An 18,808-nucleotide genomic window follows, 5' to 3' on the forward strand; every position below is an offset into this window, starting at 1 on the left:
CATGAAAATGATTTTTTGTGATCTTTTTGAAAATGCATTTATTTTTATATAAATTCAGGTAATAAGCTTATAAAAGCTCGAAAAATGAATCACTTATAAGAAAATAAGCTGGAATTGTTGTCATTTGCATGTTTAATCTGAACTTGAGAAATGCGAAAAAATTTTCAAATTTCCGAATTTCTGTAAAAATCCAGCCTGATAATAAGTTCCTGCGATATGTAAGAACTTGTAACCAGAAATCAGGTCTATGCACTTAGCAAATTAATGCTCGGTAAGTAGTTTGCGGCCAATTCATCTAACCAGGAAAAATATATGAACTTGTCAAAAGAAGTACATTTTAAGAAAAAGACCTTACTCCTTTTGCTTTGCGCATTGAGTGAAGTTGCTTTTGCTCAAACACCGCCTGCAACTCCGGCAGCAACGCCTGCTGCAAACGGTACTCCTGCGGCGGCTCCTGTTGCTGCACCTGCGGCAACACCTCCTGTCGGGTTGCGTCCTTTTAAAGATGTTATCAAGGACGCCAAAGAGCTCAAGGGATTTTTTAATTTGTACCAGAAAGACGACAAGGTCTGGCTGGAAATCCGCCCTGAGCAATTCGATAAGCCTTTTTTGTTTACTTACAATATTCCTAACAGCATAGGTGAGCGTGGACTGTATGGTAGCCAGATGGGACGCGGTTACCAGGCGGTGTTCAGGAAGATTGGCAATCAGGTACAACTGCTGGCCAAGAATACTGAATTCTTTGCCACGCCAGGCACGCCACAGGCACACGCAGTTGCCCAGGCTTTTTCGGACAGCCTGCTGAGCAGTGCAAACGTATTGAGTACTCCACATTCAGAATCAAAGGGTATCCTGGTAGACGCCAGTGCCTTGCTGTTCAATGATATCCCGGCTTATTCGACCAGGCTGGAATATGCCTACCGCACCCTGTATGCTCTGGACAAGGCCAATACCAGTTTCGGCAAATTGAATGTGGATGAGTCGCTGGCCGGTTTTTTTGTGAATGCCCACTTTACAACACCACGTATTGCGGCTGCACCGTTGGTACCACCACCTGTTGCCATCCCGACACCACCACAAACGACGCCTGATCCACGCAGTTTCTTTGTCGGCTTTTATTTTAACTTCTCTGCATTGCCGTCAGAAGTCATGCGCCCGCGTCTGGCAGATGACAGGGTGGGGCATTTTGTCACGACCAGCTATGACTTTACCGATGACGTCAAACCCAAGACTTCACGCCATTTTGTCAATCGCTGGCGCCTGGAAAAGCAAGATCCAACGGCAGCCTTGTCAGAACCAAAACAGCCTATCGTGTATTGGCTGGACAAAAACGTGCCGGAAAAATATCGTCAATCCATTACTGAGGGTGTACTGGAATGGAATAAGGCATTTGAAAAAATAGGCTTCAAAAATGCGGTCGTCGTGAAGCAGCAAACTGAAAAAGATGCTTTTGACACCATGGATTCGCGCCACGCTTCCATACGCTGGTTTGTTGGTGCCGATGTCGGTTTCGCGATTGGCCCATCACGTGTTGATGAGCGTAGCGGCGAAATCCTGGATGCCGATATCGGTATGTCGGATGTTTTTGCCCGGGGCGCACGCCGTATGATCGGTGAAGATGCACAAACGCAGACGCAAGCACATGCACAGCATGCGCAGGGCGATTGCGATTTTGCGCATGAAGCGTCGATGGAAATGGGCTTTGCCATGGATTTGCTGGATGCTCGTGGTGAAATGGACATGGACAGTCCTAAAGCAGAGGCGCTGGCACAAGCCTATGTGAAGGACGTCATCATGCATGAAGTAGGTCACACTCTGGGCCTGCGCCATAACTTCCGCTCTTCCACTATCTATACTTTGAAGCAATTGCAGGACCCTGCATTTACCAAGGTGAATGGTCTGGCAGGCTCTGTCATGGATTATGTACCTTTCAACCTGGCAACTAAAGGTGAACCACAGGGCGAATACGTCATGTCTTCCCTTGGACCTTATGACTACTGGGCAATTGAGTATGCTTACAAACCTGTCGATGCAGATAAGGAAAAAGAAGAGCTGACCCGCATTGCCTCCCGCTCCACCGAGCCTTTGCTGGCTTTTGGTACCGATGAAGATTCCATGGGTACCCTGGTGTCCGATCCTGACGTCAATGTTTTCGACCTGGGATCTGATCCGCTGACTTATATCCAAAAACGTTTGACGATTTCGCGCGAATTGTGGGACAGACTGCAAACCCGTCAGTTGAAAGCTGGTGATAGTTATGAAACCTTGCGTCGCAGTTTTGAATATGGTTTCGGTCAATTTGCCCGTACCGTACCATTGGCGACCAAGTTTGTCGGTGGCACGACCTTCCTGCGTGATCATGCAGGCACAGGCCGCGCAACTTTCACGCCTATCGCGGCTGATCGTCAGCGCCAGGCTTTGAAGCTGGTTTCTGACAGTTTGTTTACTGCCAAGAGCTTTGTCTTCTCCCCTGAATTGCTGAGCCGTATGGGCGTAGATCATTTCCAGCGTGCCAATCGTAACGACATTTCCATCTCTGCCCGTTTGCTGGGCTTGCAAACAGCAGCGCTGGATCAGTTGATGTCGGATGTGGTGGCACAACGTATGCTCAATGCAGCAGAGAAATTGCGTGATCCCAAGAAAGTATTGTCTCTGCATGAGCTGTATGTCAGTTTGCAATCCAGTATCTGGAGTGAACTGTCCACTGGTGCTGACATCAATTCTGCACGCCGTAATCTGCAACGTGAACATTTGAAGCGTTTGTCGAACGCGCTGCTGAAGCCGGCGGCAACTACTCCAGCTGATGCCCGCAGTCTGCAAAGAGAGCAGGCAAATCAGTTATTGGTGGCAATTCGTGGTGCAGTTGGCAAGCCCATGAGCGCAGAGTCCCGCGCGCATTTGTCTGAAAGTCTGGCAACTTTGAATGAAGTACTGAAGGCTTCACTGGTGAGGGCAGGGGTGTAATCCCCGGCTCTTTTCAAGAGGCCATAAAACTGAGCGGTCCTGGCTGATCGTTCAGGTAGCGAAAAACCCCGTGCAAATGCGCGGGGTTTTTTGTTTTTAGCGCCAGCAAAAGCAAGTTTGAAGAAAAGATGAATGAATTATTTTTTTACTTACTGTTGCACTTAGTCTTGCACTTAGGCAAAAGTTCCAGCGGTGAGTCAAAAAAACAACAAGCCTAAATATATTTTAAAAATTATTTAAATATTAATTTTTAAAAACATAATTTTGGTAAACAGGAAAATTCCATAAAAAACACACTAATTAGGGATGAATCGAAAACAATATTCCCAAATACGTGAAAACATGTCTTTATAGACATGGTACTCATAATGAAAAACTAAGTAAGTCACATAATGTAACAGTCCATAATCAACATTCTTTCCAAGAGCCTTATGTTTTTGCAAGCAAATTTAATCGGTGAAGTAAGGGGACTATCACTTTCGAGAGGAGAAACTGATAGCTGTACCGAATTAAATTTGAGCAAAAATGATGCATGTCTGGTTCGGGAAAGTACGCGCTTGCACTGAAAAATTAAAATAGAAAGGTAATTCATGAAGCTGAGTCGTCTCGCATTTGCATTGTCCAGTATAGGCCTGTTCTCCATCGCCACTGGCGTATTGGCACAGGTAACTACCCCTCAAGAGGATGAAAAGAAAGCAGAAAAAATCCAGAAGGTGGAAGTGACTGGTTCAAAAATTAAACGTATCAACTACGAAACTGCATCTCCGGTACAAGTTATTACCCGCGATGAACTGGTACGTGGTGGTGCTACTTCTTTGACTGAGGTATTAAGAACTATTTCAGCCAATACTGGCGGTATTGATGAAAACCGTACTAATGGCTTCACTGCTGGCGCATCCGGTCTGAATCTGCGCGGTATTGGTAGCCAGGCAACATTGGTACTGATCAATGGCCGCCGTCTGGCTGCCTATGCACAACCAGAATATCAAACTACTTTCGTCGATTTGAACTCTGTGCCGGTTGGTGCTGTTGAGCGTATCGAAATCTTGAAAGATGGCGCATCAGCGATCTATGGTTCTGAAGCGATGGCTGGTGTGGTCAATATCATCTTGCGTGACAGTTTTGTTGGCGCAGAAATCAGCGGTTCTATTTCGCAATCCCAAAGAAATGACGGTGAACAAGTTCGTACCAGCTTGAGCTACGGTTTTGGTAGCCTGGTAGAAGACCACTACAACGTCTATGCAACTCTGGATATCCGTCAGCGCAAGCCTATGTTTATCAGCAAGCGTGACAGCTACCTGAGCACAGAAGATCTGCGTCCTTACGGCTATAAAGATAATCGCTCTCTGTACACTTTCCCAGGCAATATCTACTGGACAGACAAAGCAACTGGTAAATTCGTGTCCCAAACCCTGGACAAGAATTGCCCGGCCAATAACCTGGTACCTGCGGATACTTTCTTTGGTGCCGGTACGCTGGGCACTGCCTGCGTATTTGATGACTTGAAAGACGCATCGGTCAACTCTGGCGGCAAAACTGACCGTGTAGGTTTGACTAGCCGTGGCACATGGCAGATCAATGCAGACACGAGTGCATTTGCAGAAATCATGTACAACCAGAACAAAGCGACCGTTACTGGTTTGCCACACTGGTTTGCCGGTCAGGTTGGTCAGCCAACTGGTGCATTGCCGATCACTCACCCACAATATCCTAAAGAGTTGATTGATCCGGTAACCGGCAAGACACTGGCTGGTGGTAACGGCACAGTACGTGTTCGCGCATCCTTGAAAGACTTCCCTGGTCAAGGTCTGGAAAATACGACAGATTTCGGCCGTTATCTGGCTGGCTTGAAAGGTACTTATTCGAAGTGGGACTGGGAAACTGCGCTGATGTTCAACACCAGCAAAGTTGAATCCAAAGCCACTGCTGGTATCTTGTCCAAACCATTTATCGAAGCTTACAATAACGGTACCTTCCTGTTTGGCAGCTCTGCGCAAAATGCTGAGTTGTACAAGAAAATCGTGACTGGTTCTTCCGATAATTTCAAATCCGGCATGTATATGTGGGATGGCAAAGTATCTGGTGAATTGATGCAGTTGCCAGCTGGCCCAATGTCCATCGCTATCGGTGTTGAAGCACGTCGCGAAACGCTGGAAGTCAATCCTTCCCAATTGTCTATTGATGGCGAGTTATACCATCGTGCGCAGGCAGAACCTGGCTATAAACGTGGCCGTAACATCGCGTCTACCTATGCTGAATTGTCAGTACCTATTTTCAAGACACTGGAAGGTCAGGTCGCAGCACGTTATGACCGTTATTCCGATTATGGTAATTCAACTACACCAAAAGTCGGCTTGAAATGGAATGCTGATCCAACTTTGCTGGTACGCGGTACTTATGCAACCGGTTTCCGCGCACCGACACTGGTCGAAAACTCTTCCCAGATCTTGAAGGCTTTCTTGTCTTATCGTGATCCTGAGCGTTGCAACGACAAGTTCAAAAATGGCTGCCAATGGAGTAGTGCATATGAGAGCGGTTCCAATCCTTTCCTGAAACCTGAAACTGCAGACAGCTTTACTCTTGGCCTGGTATGGGAACCAACATCCTGGTTGAATGCCAGCCTGGATTTCTGGCAAATCAAGCGCAAGGATGAGATTTCTACATTTGACTTGACGACAGTGCTGGCAAATCCTGGCCGTTATGCAGGTAACCCTGCTGCCGTTATCACACGTGATCCTCTGAGCGCAGCAGATAAAGCCGCTGGTGCGACTGCGGGTGAAATTACCACTCTCAGATTGTTGTTGACCAATGTGGCAACAACACAAGTTCGCGGCGTCGATCTGGACATCAACACCAAGTTCAACCTGGGTGAATATGGCCGTATCACTCCAAACTTGAAAGTGACTTATAACCACTCTTACAAATCTGCTCCGTCGCCAGAAACAGAAGCAATCGAGTACGCTGGTTCCCGTAACCAGCCACGTGTCCAGGCAACTGCAGGCATAGGCTGGGAAAAAGCAGCATGGAAAGCATCCCTGGATGCAGTGCATATCGGTCACATGTCTTCCAATGGTGACTTTACACAGCCATGCGTATTTGAAACTCAGGGTTATGCCAACCTGTGTAAGGATATCCCATCCTTCACAACATTCAACCTGGGTGGTAGCTACTCTGGCTTGATGAAAGACTTGAAGCTGAGCTTCGCGATCAGGAACGTATTTGACCGCATGCCTCCATTTGCGCCAAGTGCAACATCAACACAAGCCGTTGCAGCAATCACAAGCTTGCATGATGTAGTTGGTCGTTACTTCCAGCTCACAGTGGATTACAAATTCAAGTAATTCCATGAACTGATAAGTGCCGGAATCCCTGATTCCGGCACTTATTTTTTTATCTGCTCGCTTTCCATCCGATAGCGATATAAAAATAGAGTGATAAAAACAGATTCTTCTGAGGGAGATAAATCGTGAAGAAACAATTTTGTAAGACCGTTCTTGCGGGTATGTTATGTGTGGCAGGTGCGGTGAGTTTGCCTGCTTATGCAGATAAGTCCATCCCGGTTGCAGATTTCTTTAAGAAAGCACAGTTCAGTGGACGTCCAGTGTTGTCCCCTGATGGGCAAAGTATGGCTGTTCTGACGCCACGCAATGGACGTTTTGTACTGGCAATCATCCGTTTGGATTCGCGCCAGCCCAAAGTGATTGCATCAGATCCTGACTACGACATCATTGCCCCGCAATGGATCAATGACAGTCGCCTGGTATTCAGCTTGAGCCGGGGCAGCGATGTTGTCATGGAAGACAACGACGGTGGTGGTTTGTTTGCTGTCAACAGTGATGGTTCAGTCTTTCGCAAACTGGTACCAACCAGAAAAGAAGCGCAGGGCGGCAATGTTGCATATAAACCTTTCTCAGTACTGGCACGTACTTTTGATGGCAGTAACGACCTGATTGTGGTCAACAACCAGCGCGGCAGGGATGCCAAATTAGGCGCTTCTGATGTGCTGCGTCTGGATACCTTAACTGGTAAAACCAAGCTCCTGACTTTTGATAATCCGGGAAAAATAGGTGGCTGGTTGCTTGACCATAATAATGTTATCCGGGTTGGCGTATCGAATAGTGTTGATCCCGACAACAAGCGTATCAAGCAGACTGTGTATTACCGGGACGGTGAAGGCAGCGCCTGGAAAACGATACATCAGGCTTATCTGGACGAAGGCAAAGAATTGAATCCTCTGGGATTTGATTTCGATAATAAAACTTTGCTGGTAGGTGGGCGCTTCAATGGCCGTGACAAATCTGCAGTATATATCTGGGACTTTGCCAAGCAGACTGTAGGTGAAATGGTCGCCGACCACCCTGACGCAGACGTGTCAGATCTGGAGCTGGATTTGCAACGCAAGAAGCTGATTGGTGTTAATGTCGAGGCAATGACACCAGAAAACATCTATTTTGACGAGGATTACGCCAAACTGGATGCCAGTTTGCGTGCAAGTTTTCCTGGACAAAAAGTGTTTTTTGAATGGAGAGGAAAAAACGTCGTTGTTGTTGTACGCGGCGATAATAATGCTGGTTCCGTCTATTTCTATGACACTGAAAAGAAGGCACTCGAACCCATCTACGTCGCAAAGCCAGAGTTTGAAGGCAAGAAATTATCTGCTCAAAAAGTCATTAACTATGCAGCCAGAGATGGTTTGAATATACCGGCTTACCTGACTTTGCCTGAAGGTACGCCTGCGAAGAATCTGCCATTGGTTGCTTTCATCCATGGCGGTCCACATGCGCGCGATAGTTTTGGTTATAACCCTATGACCCAGATGTTGGCATCGCGCGGGTATGCGGTATTTCAGCCACAGTTCCGCATGTCCACAGGCTTTGGCTGGAAGCATCATACTGCCGGCTGGAAGCAATGGGGTCTGACCATGCAGGATGATATTACGGACGGTATTGAAAACCTGGTCAAGCAAGGTATCGTAGACAAGAACCGGGTCTGCATCATCGGAGCCAGTTACGGTGGCTATGCCACCATGTATGGCCTCGTAAAAGATCCGGATCTGTATAAATGCGGTATCAACTGGGTAGGTGTAACTGACGTGAAAATGTTATTCACCGTCAACTGGTCAGATATGTCAGGTCCTTATATGGATAACCTGGGTGCAAAAATGCATGGTGATCCTAAAACTGACGATGCCTATTTCCATAAAGTGTCGGCGATAGAAAATGCCAGCAAGATCAAGGCACCTGTCCTGATGGCCTATGGCAGTGAAGACATACGCGTACCCTTGATCCATGGTGAAAAAATGCGCGACAAGCTGCAATCACAAGGCAATACCGTGGAATGGATGGTATTTACCGGTGAAGGGCATGGCTGGGCGAAGGAGAGCAACAATATCAAGTGGGGCGAAGCTGTTTTGCGCTTCATAGATAAATATATTGGTGATAATTCTCCTTCGGCCAAAAAATGATCATCGCCGATTAAAATAATTTTTAATAAATTTGAAACCGACAAGCTTGCTTGCCGGTTTTTTTTCGCTTATTGATGCACCAATTATGCAAGTTTGCAATCGACGGCTATAATTTGCAGCGTTATTAGAGCTGTATATCTTTGCAAATCCTGATTTTGAGAGTGTAATTTGGCCAAAAAAGAACATGTATCGGTAACCCAGGCAACCCAATTGCTACGCAAGCACAAGGCAGAGTTTACTGAACATCCCTATGCGTATGAGGAGCATGGTGGTACCTCTGTGTCTGCGCGCGAGTTGGGCGTGGATGAACACCACGTAGTCAAGACGCTGGTGATGCAGGACGAAGCCGCCAAGCCCATGATCGTGCTCATGCATGGCGACAAAAAAGTATCTACTAAAAATCTGGCCAGGCAAATCGGCTGCAAGTCAGTAGAGCCCTGCAAACCTGAAAATGCGCAAAAGCATTCAGGTTATCTGGTCGGCGGCACCTCCCCCTTTGGCACCAAAAAGGCCATGCCCGTATATGTAGAGCGCAGCATACTGGCGCTGTCAAAGATTTACATCAACGGTGGTCAGCGTGGCTATCTGATTGGTATTGCCCCAGGCTTGCTGGAAAGTCTGTTGCAGGCGCGTCCTGTTGATTGTGCGCTGGACGAGTAGTCCCGAAACCCCATCCCAAGAATTTTGCCTGAGTAGCCATTTCTGCTACCTGCCTGGCTTATACTTGCGAAGCATTGATGAATGAAGGAATGAGATGAATACAATTCTGGCTGCAGTCGCAGCTTATCTGATCGGTTCGCTGTCGTTTGCAGTAGTGGTCAGTAAATTATTTGGTTTGGCTGATCCGCGTACTTATGGTTCAAAAAATCCCGGAGCTACCAATGTTTTGCGTAGCGGGAACAAGGCTGCAGCGGTGCTGACCTTGTTGGGCGATGCGTTCAAAGGCTGGCTGGCAGTGTGGCTGGCGATCCGCTTCCAGGATCAGTTTGATCTCGGTGACAGTGGTGTCGCTATCGTTGCACTCGCCGTGTTTATTGGTCATTTGTGGCCGGTGTTTTTCAAGTTTGTAGGCGGCAAGGGCGTGGCCACGGCAGCCGGTGTGTTGATCGGTATAGATATCTGGCTGGGTGTGGCGACGCTGGTGAGCTGGGCGATGGTTGCGTTTGCTTTTCGCTATTCATCACTGGCAGCTCTGGTCGCGGCGATTTTTGCGCCTTTTTACTACGGCCTGCTGTTCGGCCCTGACGTCAAAATGCTGTCTATCGCCATTATGAGTGCCTTACTGGTATATCGCCATAGCCAGAACATCGCGAACCTGATCGCTGGCAAGGAAAGCCGCCTGGGTAGCAAGAAGACGGCAGTGAAAGAAGACAAGAAAGAAGATAAGAAACAGGACAAAAAAAATAAATCTTAAATATTGCAAATACATCTAGATTATTCGCTACCCCTCATTTATGCTTAAAAAGCTCCATGCCTTTTTATTCATCAATGAGGGGTTTGCTTATGCTGACGCGATTTGTGAAATTTTGGATAGCGGGGTTTCTAGCTCTGGGCCTGTTGAGCTTTTCAACCTTTGCGGCGGACCATGGCAGTGCCAATGAAGCCAAAGCCATGGTGCAAAAAGCCATAGACGCGATGAAAAAGCATGGCGTTGATGCGACCATCAATGAAATCAATAAGCGCGATGGCCAGTATCAGGACCGCGACTTGTACGTAGTCGTGTATGACATGAATGGCAAAAATCTCGCCCACCTGAATCCCAAGATGGTCGGCAAAGAGATGATGGACCTGACCGACGTGGATGGTAAATTCTTTATACGCGAGCGTATAGAGTTAGTAAAAGCCAAGGGTAAGGCCTGGCAGGATTATAAATTTGTTAATCCTACCAGCAAGCAGATCGAGCCTAAATCCATGTATGTGGAGAAATTCGAGAACGTTATCGTTGGCTGTGGCATCTATAAATAGCTGTGCCCTGCATTAGATAAAATCAGGCAGCAAGCAATTCCTGCAAGGGCCAACGCGGTTTGACATTAAAGCCGTAATCCCGCGTCGCCAGGCCGGGATTGTTTTTCAGGCGCATGGCACCGGCAAAGGCGATCATCGCGCCATTGTCGGTACAGAACTCCAGCTCAGGGTAATACACCTGGAAGCGTTTCTTTGCAGCCGCTGCATTCAATGATGCGCGCAACTGCAGGTTGGCACCGACACCGCCAGCGATGACCAGACGCTTCAAACCACTTTCCTTCATCGCAGTCGTGCATTTGGCCGTCAGAACGGCAACGATGGCATCAACAAAGCCGCGTGCAATATTGGCTTTATCCTGTTCACAGATATTTGCAGGGTGATTTTTGACGACCGTCAGTACTGCTGTCTTCAAACCAGAGAAACTGAAGTTCAAGTCTTTTGAATGCAGCATGGGGCGCGGGAATTGATAAGCCGCAGGGTCACCAAATTCTGCCATGCGCGAAATCGCCGGGCCACCAGGGTAAGACAGTCCCAGCAATTTGGCTGACTTGTCAAAAGCTTCACCGGCTGCATCGTCCAGGGTTTCCCCCAACAGCTGATAACGGCCCACGCCATCAACACGCATCAACTGCGTATGTCCGCCAGATACCAGCAGGGCAATGAAAGGGAACTCAGGCGGTTGGCTGGCCAATAAGGGGGAAAGCAGATGGCCTTCCAGATGATGGACGCCCAGCACAGGCTTATCCAGCGCCATACCCAGGCCGCAGGCAACCGAAGCGCCGACCAGCAGGGCGCCGGCCAGGCCTGGTCCCTGGGTGTAAGCGATGGCATCTATGGCTTGTTTGTCTACATCTGACTTATTCAGCACCTCGGTCAGCAAGGGTAGGGCACGACGTATGTGATCGCGTGAAGCCAGTTCCGGCACGACGCCACCATATTCCTGATGCATGGCGATTTGCGAATGCAGTGCATGGGCAAGCAGGCCACGCTCTGTGTCATACAGGGCAAGGCCGGTTTCGTCACAGGAGGATTCAACGCCGAGAACTATCATGTCTGTTTCTAAATAAGGGAAATACGAGCCAATTACATATGCATGGCAAGAAGGCAAGCTATTGGCATGCTTGCATGCCACATCAGGGATTGGTGCGATTCTTGCTAAGATTTTATACGTAATTATATCTGGCATGGGCCATCAATGCGCGGCAAAGCAAATACTGACGAAGCGATAACACCGGCATCACCCAGTCTGCGGATCGTGGTGGTGAATACGGTTATCCAGCGCGAAGACGAGTTGCAAGAGCATGCTCAGGCGCAACTGGCGCGTTCACGCGCCTTGCGCATAGGCTTGCTGCAAGCGGGTTATAACATCATCGCCGTTATTCCTGGCGATATTTATATGAGTGAACGCATCGCCCAGTTGCAGCCCGATATGATCATCATTGACGCCGAATCTGATTCACGCGATGTGCTTGAACACATGGTCATGCTGACCCGCGATGCACCACGTCCCATCGTCTTGTTCACTGAAGATGGCAATCAGTCGAATATGGCTGCAGCAATGGAAGCCGGTGTTTCTGCTTATGTCGTTGCTGGTTTGCAGTCCGAGCGCATCAAGCCTGTGCTTGATGTTGCGATGGCACGCTTCAATGCAGATCAAAAACTGCGCAGTGAATTATCTGATACCAAAGCCAAGTTGCATGAGCGCAAAACCATAGAGCGGGCCAAGGGTTTGTTGATGGAACGTCATCATCTGTCGGAAAACGAGGCTTATCAAAAAATGCGCAAGCAAGCAATGGAAAAAAACCTCAAGCTGGTTGATCTGGCGCAGCGCATGCTGGATGTAGCTGATTTACTTGGGGGGTAAGTCCAGATTTGTGCGTAAAAATGGTGCGTTGCGTCATTTAGGTGCGAATCAGATGTGGATTTTTAAGGAAGTTTTGTTTCACAGGGCTGGTCTGAGGATATAAGTCCTTGTGTTTGAGCTGGCACGGCAATTGCTGTATCAAAAGAAAGTGCCAAAGCTGGTACTTAAGAAAACAAGTGAGCTTGACTAACGGCGGTCACCTCACAAGACAAAGGTGTCTTTCCATACGGTTTATCCGTAATGGGACGACACCTTTTTTCATTATAGAAATTACTTTAGCTGGAGTGCAGACATGTCGAATCAGGAAACTTCTATCAACCTCATCAAGACGCAGGAAGAAAATGAACCGAATTTCAAACGTCGCAGTTTCTTGCAAACTGCTGCACTGGCAAGTGGGGCAGGTATCATGGGCTTGAGTACAGGCGGAGTATGGGCTGCAGGATCAGACAAACCGGAAAAAGAAGAAGTGCATATCGGCTTTATCCCTCTCACCGATTGTGCTTCGGTGGTGATGGCGTCGGTACTGGGTTTTGACAAAAAATATGGTATCAAAATCATCCCGACCAAAGAATCTTCGTGGGCCAGTGTGCGTGACAAGCTGGTCAATGGTGAACTGGATGCTGCTCACGTACTGTATGGCCTGATCTATGGCGTGCAACTGGGTGTAGGCGGCAATAAAAAAGATATGGCCGTGTTGATGACGCTGAATAATAACGGTCAGGCAATTACGCTCTCAAAAAAACTGGCAGAGAAGGGTGCAGTAGATGGTGCCGGTTTGGCCAAGCTGATGCAAAGCGATAAGCGTGAATATACTTTCGCCCAGACATTCCCTACCGGCACCCACGCCATGTGGCTTTACTATTGGCTGGCTGCGCATGGCATTAATCCCATGAAAGACGCCAAGGTCATTACCGTGCCACCGCCACAAATGGTGGCGAACATGCGGGTCGGCAATATGGATGGTTATTGCGTAGGCGAACCCTGGAACCACCGTGCCATTGCTGATGGCATAGGCATCACGGCAGCGACTACACAAGACATCTGGAAAGATCATCCGGAAAAAGTATTGGGTACCACTTCTGAATTCGTACAGAAATATCCCAACACTGCGCGTGCCGTTGTCGCCGCGATCCTCGATGCCAGCCGCTGGATAGATGCATCCTTGTCCAACAAGACCAAGATGGCAGAAACCATCGCCGACAAGTCCTATGTCAATACCTCGGTCGATGTCATCAATCAGCGCATTCTGGGGCGCTATCAAAATGGACTGGGCAAGACCTGGGACGATCCTAACTACATGAAATTTTTTAACGACGGTGCGGTGAATTTTCCCTATTTGTCAGATGGCATGTGGTTCCTGACCCAGCATAAACGCTGGGGTTTGCTCAAGGCTGATCCTGATTATCTGGCAGTGGCGAAAGCTGTCAACCGTATCGATGTGTATAAGGATGCAGCGACCATGGCCAAGGTATCCGTTCCCAAGGATGTCATGCGCAGCAGCAAGCTCATGGACGGTACCGTCTGGGATGGCAAGAACCCGGCTGCCTATGCAGCTTCTTTCAAAATCAAGGCTTGAGGAGTCGCTATGAATACCTTGGTACATGGTGCAATGCCTGCAGCAGACGCGGAAGACACTGCAGCCAGCGCAGCAACAACAGTGACGGAAGTTAACGTGGCTAAGAAAATAAAACCCAGAGCAGAAAAAAAGCCACGCTCGTTCCGGCCCTTTTTTCTGAGTGTGTTGCCGCCTTTATTTGGCATAGGCATGCTGATACTGATTTGGGAAATCATCGCTGTGAGGAACACGACTTTCCCTTCACCATGGGTGACTTTGCAGGAAGCCATCAAGGTATTCTCTGACCCCTTTTACCAAAAGGGACCAAACGACCAGGGCATAGGCTGGAATATTTATGCTTCGCTGAAACGCGTGGCGGTCGGCTTTGGCCTGGCCGCAGCCGTGGGCATACCGCTGGGGTTTCTGATAGGCCGTTTCAAGTTTTTATCCGGCATGTTCAATCCCATCATCAGTCTCTTGAAACCAGTCTCACCGCTGGCCTGGCTGCCCATAGGTTTGCTGGTGTTCAAGTCGGCTCATCCGGCGGCAATCTGGTCTATCTTTATCTGTTCGATCTGGCCCATGATCATCAATACCGCGATCGGTGTGCAGCGTGTGCCGCAAGATTATATGAATGTCGCCCGTGTGCTTAATTTGTCCGAATGGAAAATCATTACGCGCATCTTATTACCCTCAGTGCTGCCATACATGTTGACCGGTGTCAGACTGGCGATAGGTACGGCATGGCTGGTGATTGTCGCTGCAGAAATGCTGACGGGGGGCGTAGGTATAGGTTTCTGGGTATGGGATGAATGGAATAATCTGAACGTGCCGCATATCATCATTGCCATCGTCGTCATAGGTATGGTGGGGCTGATACTTGAACAAATCCTGGTGGCAATAGCACGCGCCTTTACTTATGAAGATGTGGGGACATGATCATGAATGAAATCGATAACAAGTACATACAGATCAATCAGGTTGAAATGGTCTTCAATACAAAGAAGGGTAGTTTTCATGCACTGCGCGATATCAATCTGAATGTCAAAAAAGGCGAATTCATTACGTTGATCGGTCATTCCGGTTGTGGCAAATCGACGCTGTTGAATTTGCTGGCCGGTTTGACTAATGCCAGTTCCGGCACTCTGCTGTGCGCCAACAGAGAAATTTCTGGCCCCTCACCAGAACGCGGTGTGGTGTTCCAGAATCATTCTCTATTGCCCTGGCTGACTTGCTATGAAAATGTCTTCCTGGCGGTAGAAAGAGTGTTTGGCGCAACCGAAAATGGTACGAAATTGCAAAAACGTACCATGCAAGCCTTGTCACTGGTGGGTTTGACGCATGCAGAGAAAAAACGTCCAAATGAAATTTCCGGTGGCATGAAGCAGCGTGTGGGCATCGCCCGCGCACTGGCAATAGAACCAAAAGTCTTGCTCATGGATGAGCCCTTCGGTGCCCTTGACGCCCTGACGCGCGCGCATCTGCAAGATGAATTGCTGAAGATCGTCGCCAAGACCCAATCAACTGTGGTCATGGTGACCCATGATGTGGATGAGGCAGTTTTGCTGTCAGACCGTATCGTCATGCTGACCAATGGCCCGGCTGCAACCATAGGTGAAATTTTGCAGGTGGATCTGGAAAGACCGCGTGACCGTGTGGCACTGGCGCAAAATCCGCAATATGCAGCCTACCGTACAGAAGTGCTGGAATTTTTATATCACCGCCAGTCACATCCTGTGCATGATGCGGCTTGATTTTGCTGAACAATGTTACTGCCCCGCAATCCAAAAGTGGGGCGGTAATTCGGTAAAGAATCTGCAAAGAATCCATAAAGAAAATTGAGCACAATTATTCAAGCTCATTTCATCAACCCGATGTAAGTTCCAGTCCCGGCCATTACTCACCAATACAGCGGTTTATATTTCATTTTCGACATATAACCAACTGCCCTGTATTTCATTACCGATAGGATAAAAATTATTAAAAAATTACTGGTGAAATGCCTGGTATTTAAGCAGGCATACAATATGAAATATAAATATCTGCCCAATTTACCAAATGAAAAATAGTTTTCATTTTTAATGCGGCTAATTGTGACAATATGTGCTGAAATAAACTGAATCTATGAGAGAATGCCTAATCCTTTTGGAAACATTTTTTTACAGATTCATAGGGGCTTGTTGATATAAATGCGGGCAATAAATGCTTGATGGTAATTAATTGGTTTGCCGCAAGAATTTAGATATTCCTCATCTTTTTCTGATAACAGGCTCTGGCTTCTTATATTGATTGCATGACATGTTTCGCTGGCTTTTTCTTAATGAAAGTGCATTAACGCCTGCTGAGCACGCTGCATGGAAATTAAGTGCACTACGTATCATTTTGATGTCTGGCTTTGTGCTGGAGGCGGCAGTAGCGATTCACAGTTCTCTGGACGCAATCGCAGTTGGTGCTTATCAGGTGTTGTGGGTGGTAGGCTTTTTCTATGCTGTGCTGGCATTGGGGTTGTACTATTCATCCCGACATCTGCGCGCCGGTGCCGCTATACTCATAGGCACGGTCTATGCGTCTGCATTTGCCATCGTTTGTCTCATCAATCAATTCGAGATAGCCAAGTTTGGCTATATCTTCATTTATACCACGCCGATTATCGCCAGATTGTTCTTTGGCACCCGCCTGGCCATAGGACTGATGGCTTTCAATGTCTTGCCTTTCCTTTTGCTGCTATTGAACCGGCCCTTGTTTAATGTGCCTGGTTTTGACGTCACACTGCCTTCAAGTAATACTTACATCCAGTCGCTGTTATTCCTGTTTTTTAATACCTGTGTGCCATTGGCCGTGTTCAGGGTCTTGCATGAGCTGGATGTATCTGCATTGCGTTACCGCCAGGCCAGCGCCGCCCTGGAAGTCAGCCACGCGCAATATGAGGAAGTGTTCCAGAATGCAGGAACAGCCCTGCTGTTGACCGACGCCAGCGGACAAATTTTGCAGGCTAACCAGCTTGCCAATAGTTTGCTCGGCCGTGAGGCTGATGATGATGGCGACCGTGCCTTGTTTGGCTGGTTATCGCTGGATAATAGTGTGCGGTTGAAGAGTCCGAATGCCGAGGAATCAGAAAACATGCGCATGTCGGCTTATCGAACGCGTGACGGTAAACTGGTTGCACTGGAAAATATTTCACAGACCTCTACCGATCACTACATTGTCGCCTTGCGTGATGTCTCCGGTCTGCATTCCATGCATCATGCGCTGCAACTCAGCCTGCAACGCGAAGATTATCTGAGCCGTCATGATGCATTGACCAACTTACCCAACCGAGATATGTTGCGCAGTCACTTGCAAGGCGTCCTTGCCAGCATTGACGAGAGCAAGGTTACCGCCCTGGTGTCTTTCCGCCTCAATAGCATACGTCATGCAAATCAACAATTTGGCGCACATACCGGCGATATTCTGTTGCGCCGATTTGCAGAAGAATTGTCGCGTGCCTTGCCCAAGAATTGCTTCTGTGCCCGCTTGCGCAGCATCGTGTTTTCATTTGTGGTCGAGAATTCGCGTACACCTGGTGAAATTATCAAACTGGTAGAAAAAGTCAGAAATAATTTACCTAAAGAATTGGAAGTCAATGGCGAGAATTTGCTGATACAGTTTTCTGCTGGTATTGCGCTGGTCAGGCCAGAAGATCAGGAGCCTGATGATTTGATACGCCGCAGCGAAGTGGCGCTCGATACTGCGCGCCGTTCCAGTGATCAGAGTGTGACCTTGTTCGATGAAGAAGACGCCCTGCAAATACGCCGCAGTGTTGAAATTGAAGTCGGTATCGTCAATGGTCTCAAGCAAAATGAATTCCGCCTGGTGTATCAACCCAAGGTGGACAGGGACGGCAAGATTGCTGGCCTGGAAGCCTTGCTGCGCTGGGAATCACCCAGCCTTGGTAATGTCGCACCCGCAGAATTTATCCCGATTGCTGAACGCGCTGGTTTGATAAGACTGATCAGCAACTATGTCATGAACCAGGTATGCTGCCAGGTCAGGGACTGGCTGAACCGCTTTGCTGATTGTCCGGTGATTGCCCTGAACTTGTCGGCTACCGATATCGCCCGCAATGACCTGTTGCAACTGATAGACGGTTGCTGCAATCGCTATGATATCGCCCCTTCATACATCGAGTTTGAGATCACAGAGACCGGTCTGATTGCGAATGAAGCGCTGACCATACATCATCTTGATGAACTCAAGGCACGCGGTTTTAATATTGCAATTGATGACTTTGGTACAGGTTATTCATCGTTGTCCAAGCTCAGCCATTTCCCTGCACAGAGTGTCAAGATTGACCGTTCCTTTGTTGCCCAGATAGGTAATAACAAGAAGAGCGAAATGATCATCAAGGCGATTATCTCGCTGGCCAATATCCTGTCTTGTCACACGGTTGCTGAGGGTGTGGAAAACGAAGAGCAGGAGCGATTCCTGAAAGAGATAGGCTGTGACTATTTCCAGGGATATTATTATTACAGGCCACTGGAAGTCTCTGCACTGGAATTACTGCTGACTGAAATGCCAGCCAAAGAAGCTGCGCCATCTTATAAATTTAAGCTTGCCTGACATTCGTTATGTCATATTTCCCGCATATGCATAAATGAATTGCGATGAAATTCGCAGAACAATTTGTGCATCTGCGGAATTACTCATCACATAAATTAACATTCGCTGTCAACGTCATCCACGGGATTGCGTTGGATAGTGTAGATTGGTGCTTTGTGCATGATCAGGTTTGACTTCATTCGTTTAGCTGCATTCGTTTAATAAATTTAATGTGACCGGGTTGTTCGTTTTGCTTATTTCCAACATTTTGCACAGAGTAACAATTTCGTCTGCACGTTTTGATAATTTCAACTACACTAAAGTTGTAGTGTGCTGGCTGGCAATTAATTTGAGTTGATTCGAATTGATTCGAATTGATTTGAGATTGCCACCAGACCGGTTCGGTATTTGCAAGTTT

Annotated in this window: 12 protein-coding genes; 11 read left to right on the top strand and 1 reads right to left on the bottom strand. The window is 47.9% G+C overall.

The window, feature by feature from the left end; all coding sequences use genetic code 11:
- Nucleotides 1-312: 312 nt before the first annotated feature.
- From AC3WQT_RS20055 to AC3WQT_RS20080, 6 genes are all read left to right on the top strand, one after another.
- Complete coding sequence (locus AC3WQT_RS20055) at nucleotides 313-2,964, top strand: zinc-dependent metalloprotease (protein ID WP_492706401.1); 2,652 nt, start codon at nucleotides 313-315, stop codon at nucleotides 2,962-2,964.
- Nucleotides 2,965-3,554: 590 nt separating this feature from the next.
- Nucleotides 3,555-6,305, top strand: a complete 2,751-nt coding sequence (locus tag AC3WQT_RS20060; protein ID WP_492706403.1) for a TonB-dependent receptor — start codon at nucleotides 3,555-3,557, stop codon at nucleotides 6,303-6,305.
- A 125-nt stretch (nucleotides 6,306-6,430) separates the two neighbouring features.
- Complete coding sequence (locus AC3WQT_RS20065; RefSeq protein WP_492706405.1) at nucleotides 6,431-8,428, top strand: S9 family peptidase; 1,998 nt, start codon at nucleotides 6,431-6,433, stop codon at nucleotides 8,426-8,428.
- A 168-nt stretch (nucleotides 8,429-8,596) separates the two neighbouring features.
- Nucleotides 8,597-9,088, top strand: a complete 492-nt coding sequence (gene ybaK / locus AC3WQT_RS20070) for a Cys-tRNA(Pro) deacylase (protein WP_492706407.1) — start codon at nucleotides 8,597-8,599, stop codon at nucleotides 9,086-9,088.
- A 94-nt stretch (nucleotides 9,089-9,182) separates the two neighbouring features.
- Nucleotides 9,183-9,842: a glycerol-3-phosphate 1-O-acyltransferase PlsY gene (plsY, locus tag AC3WQT_RS20075; RefSeq protein WP_492706408.1), complete on the top strand. Its 660-nt coding sequence runs from the start codon at nucleotides 9,183-9,185 to the stop codon at nucleotides 9,840-9,842.
- A gap of 89 nt (nucleotides 9,843-9,931) precedes the next feature.
- The gene (locus AC3WQT_RS20080; protein ID WP_492706410.1) at nucleotides 9,932-10,393 is read left to right on the top strand and encodes a cache domain-containing protein; all 462 of its coding nucleotides are present in this window, start codon (nucleotides 9,932-9,934) and stop codon (nucleotides 10,391-10,393) included.
- Between the two features lie 22 nt (nucleotides 10,394-10,415).
- Here AC3WQT_RS20080 and tsaD read toward each other — a convergent pair whose 3' ends face one another.
- Nucleotides 10,416-11,444 carry a tRNA (adenosine(37)-N6)-threonylcarbamoyltransferase complex transferase subunit TsaD gene (tsaD, locus tag AC3WQT_RS20085; protein WP_492706412.1) on the bottom strand — a complete coding sequence of 343 codons (1,029 nt, stop codon included), beginning with the start codon at nucleotides 11,442-11,444 and terminating at the stop codon, nucleotides 10,416-10,418.
- A 144-nt stretch (nucleotides 11,445-11,588) separates the two neighbouring features.
- Here tsaD and AC3WQT_RS20090 point away from each other — a divergent pair, with 144 nt between their 5' ends.
- The 5 genes from AC3WQT_RS20090 to AC3WQT_RS20110 all read left to right on the top strand — a co-directional run bounded on the left by AC3WQT_RS20090 (nucleotide 11,589) and on the right by AC3WQT_RS20110 (nucleotide 18,411).
- Nucleotides 11,589-12,257, top strand: a complete 669-nt coding sequence (locus tag AC3WQT_RS20090) for an ANTAR domain-containing response regulator (protein ID WP_492706414.1) — start codon at nucleotides 11,589-11,591, stop codon at nucleotides 12,255-12,257.
- A 406-nt stretch (nucleotides 12,258-12,663) separates the two neighbouring features.
- Entirely contained in the window at nucleotides 12,664-13,833 is a 1,170-nt protein-coding gene (locus AC3WQT_RS20095) for a CmpA/NrtA family ABC transporter substrate-binding protein (RefSeq protein ID WP_492706829.1), read from the top strand.
- Nucleotides 13,834-13,842: 9 nt separating this feature from the next.
- Complete coding sequence (gene ntrB / locus AC3WQT_RS20100) at nucleotides 13,843-14,751, top strand: nitrate ABC transporter permease (protein WP_492706416.1); 909 nt, start codon at nucleotides 13,843-13,845, stop codon at nucleotides 14,749-14,751.
- Between the two features lie 2 nt (nucleotides 14,752-14,753).
- Complete coding sequence (locus tag AC3WQT_RS20105; RefSeq protein ID WP_492706418.1) at nucleotides 14,754-15,566, top strand: ABC transporter ATP-binding protein; 813 nt, start codon at nucleotides 14,754-14,756, stop codon at nucleotides 15,564-15,566.
- 544 nt (nucleotides 15,567-16,110) lie between these two features.
- Entirely contained in the window at nucleotides 16,111-18,411 is a 2,301-nt protein-coding gene (locus tag AC3WQT_RS20110; RefSeq protein ID WP_492706419.1) for a putative bifunctional diguanylate cyclase/phosphodiesterase, read from the top strand.
- Nucleotides 18,412-18,808 lie beyond the last annotated feature (397 nt).

This window comes from Undibacterium sp. FW305-107 (assembly GCF_058788535.1).

What these genes read in the sequence shown, in the direction of transcription:
- tsaD (WP_492706412.1), bottom strand. Translation starts at nt 11,444, where the DNA reads ATGATAGTTCTCGGCGTTGAATCCTCCTGTGACGAAACCGGCCTTGCC.
- plsY (WP_492706408.1), top strand. Translation starts at nt 9,183, where the DNA reads ATGAATACAATTCTGGCTGCAGTCGCAGCTTATCTGATCGGTTCGCTG.
- AC3WQT_RS20090 (WP_492706414.1), top strand. Translation starts at nt 11,589, where the DNA reads ATGCGCGGCAAAGCAAATACTGACGAAGCGATAACACCGGCATCACCC.
- AC3WQT_RS20110 (WP_492706419.1), top strand. Translation starts at nt 16,111, where the DNA reads ATGTTTCGCTGGCTTTTTCTTAATGAAAGTGCATTAACGCCTGCTGAG.
- ntrB (WP_492706416.1), top strand. Translation starts at nt 13,843, where the DNA reads ATGAATACCTTGGTACATGGTGCAATGCCTGCAGCAGACGCGGAAGAC.
- AC3WQT_RS20095 (WP_492706829.1), top strand. Translation starts at nt 12,664, where the DNA reads ATGGGCTTGAGTACAGGCGGAGTATGGGCTGCAGGATCAGACAAACCG.
- AC3WQT_RS20080 (WP_492706410.1), top strand. Translation starts at nt 9,932, where the DNA reads ATGCTGACGCGATTTGTGAAATTTTGGATAGCGGGGTTTCTAGCTCTG.
- AC3WQT_RS20060 (WP_492706403.1), top strand. Translation starts at nt 3,555, where the DNA reads ATGAAGCTGAGTCGTCTCGCATTTGCATTGTCCAGTATAGGCCTGTTC.
- AC3WQT_RS20105 (WP_492706418.1), top strand. Translation starts at nt 14,754, where the DNA reads ATGAATGAAATCGATAACAAGTACATACAGATCAATCAGGTTGAAATG.
- AC3WQT_RS20055 (WP_492706401.1), top strand. Translation starts at nt 313, where the DNA reads ATGAACTTGTCAAAAGAAGTACATTTTAAGAAAAAGACCTTACTCCTT.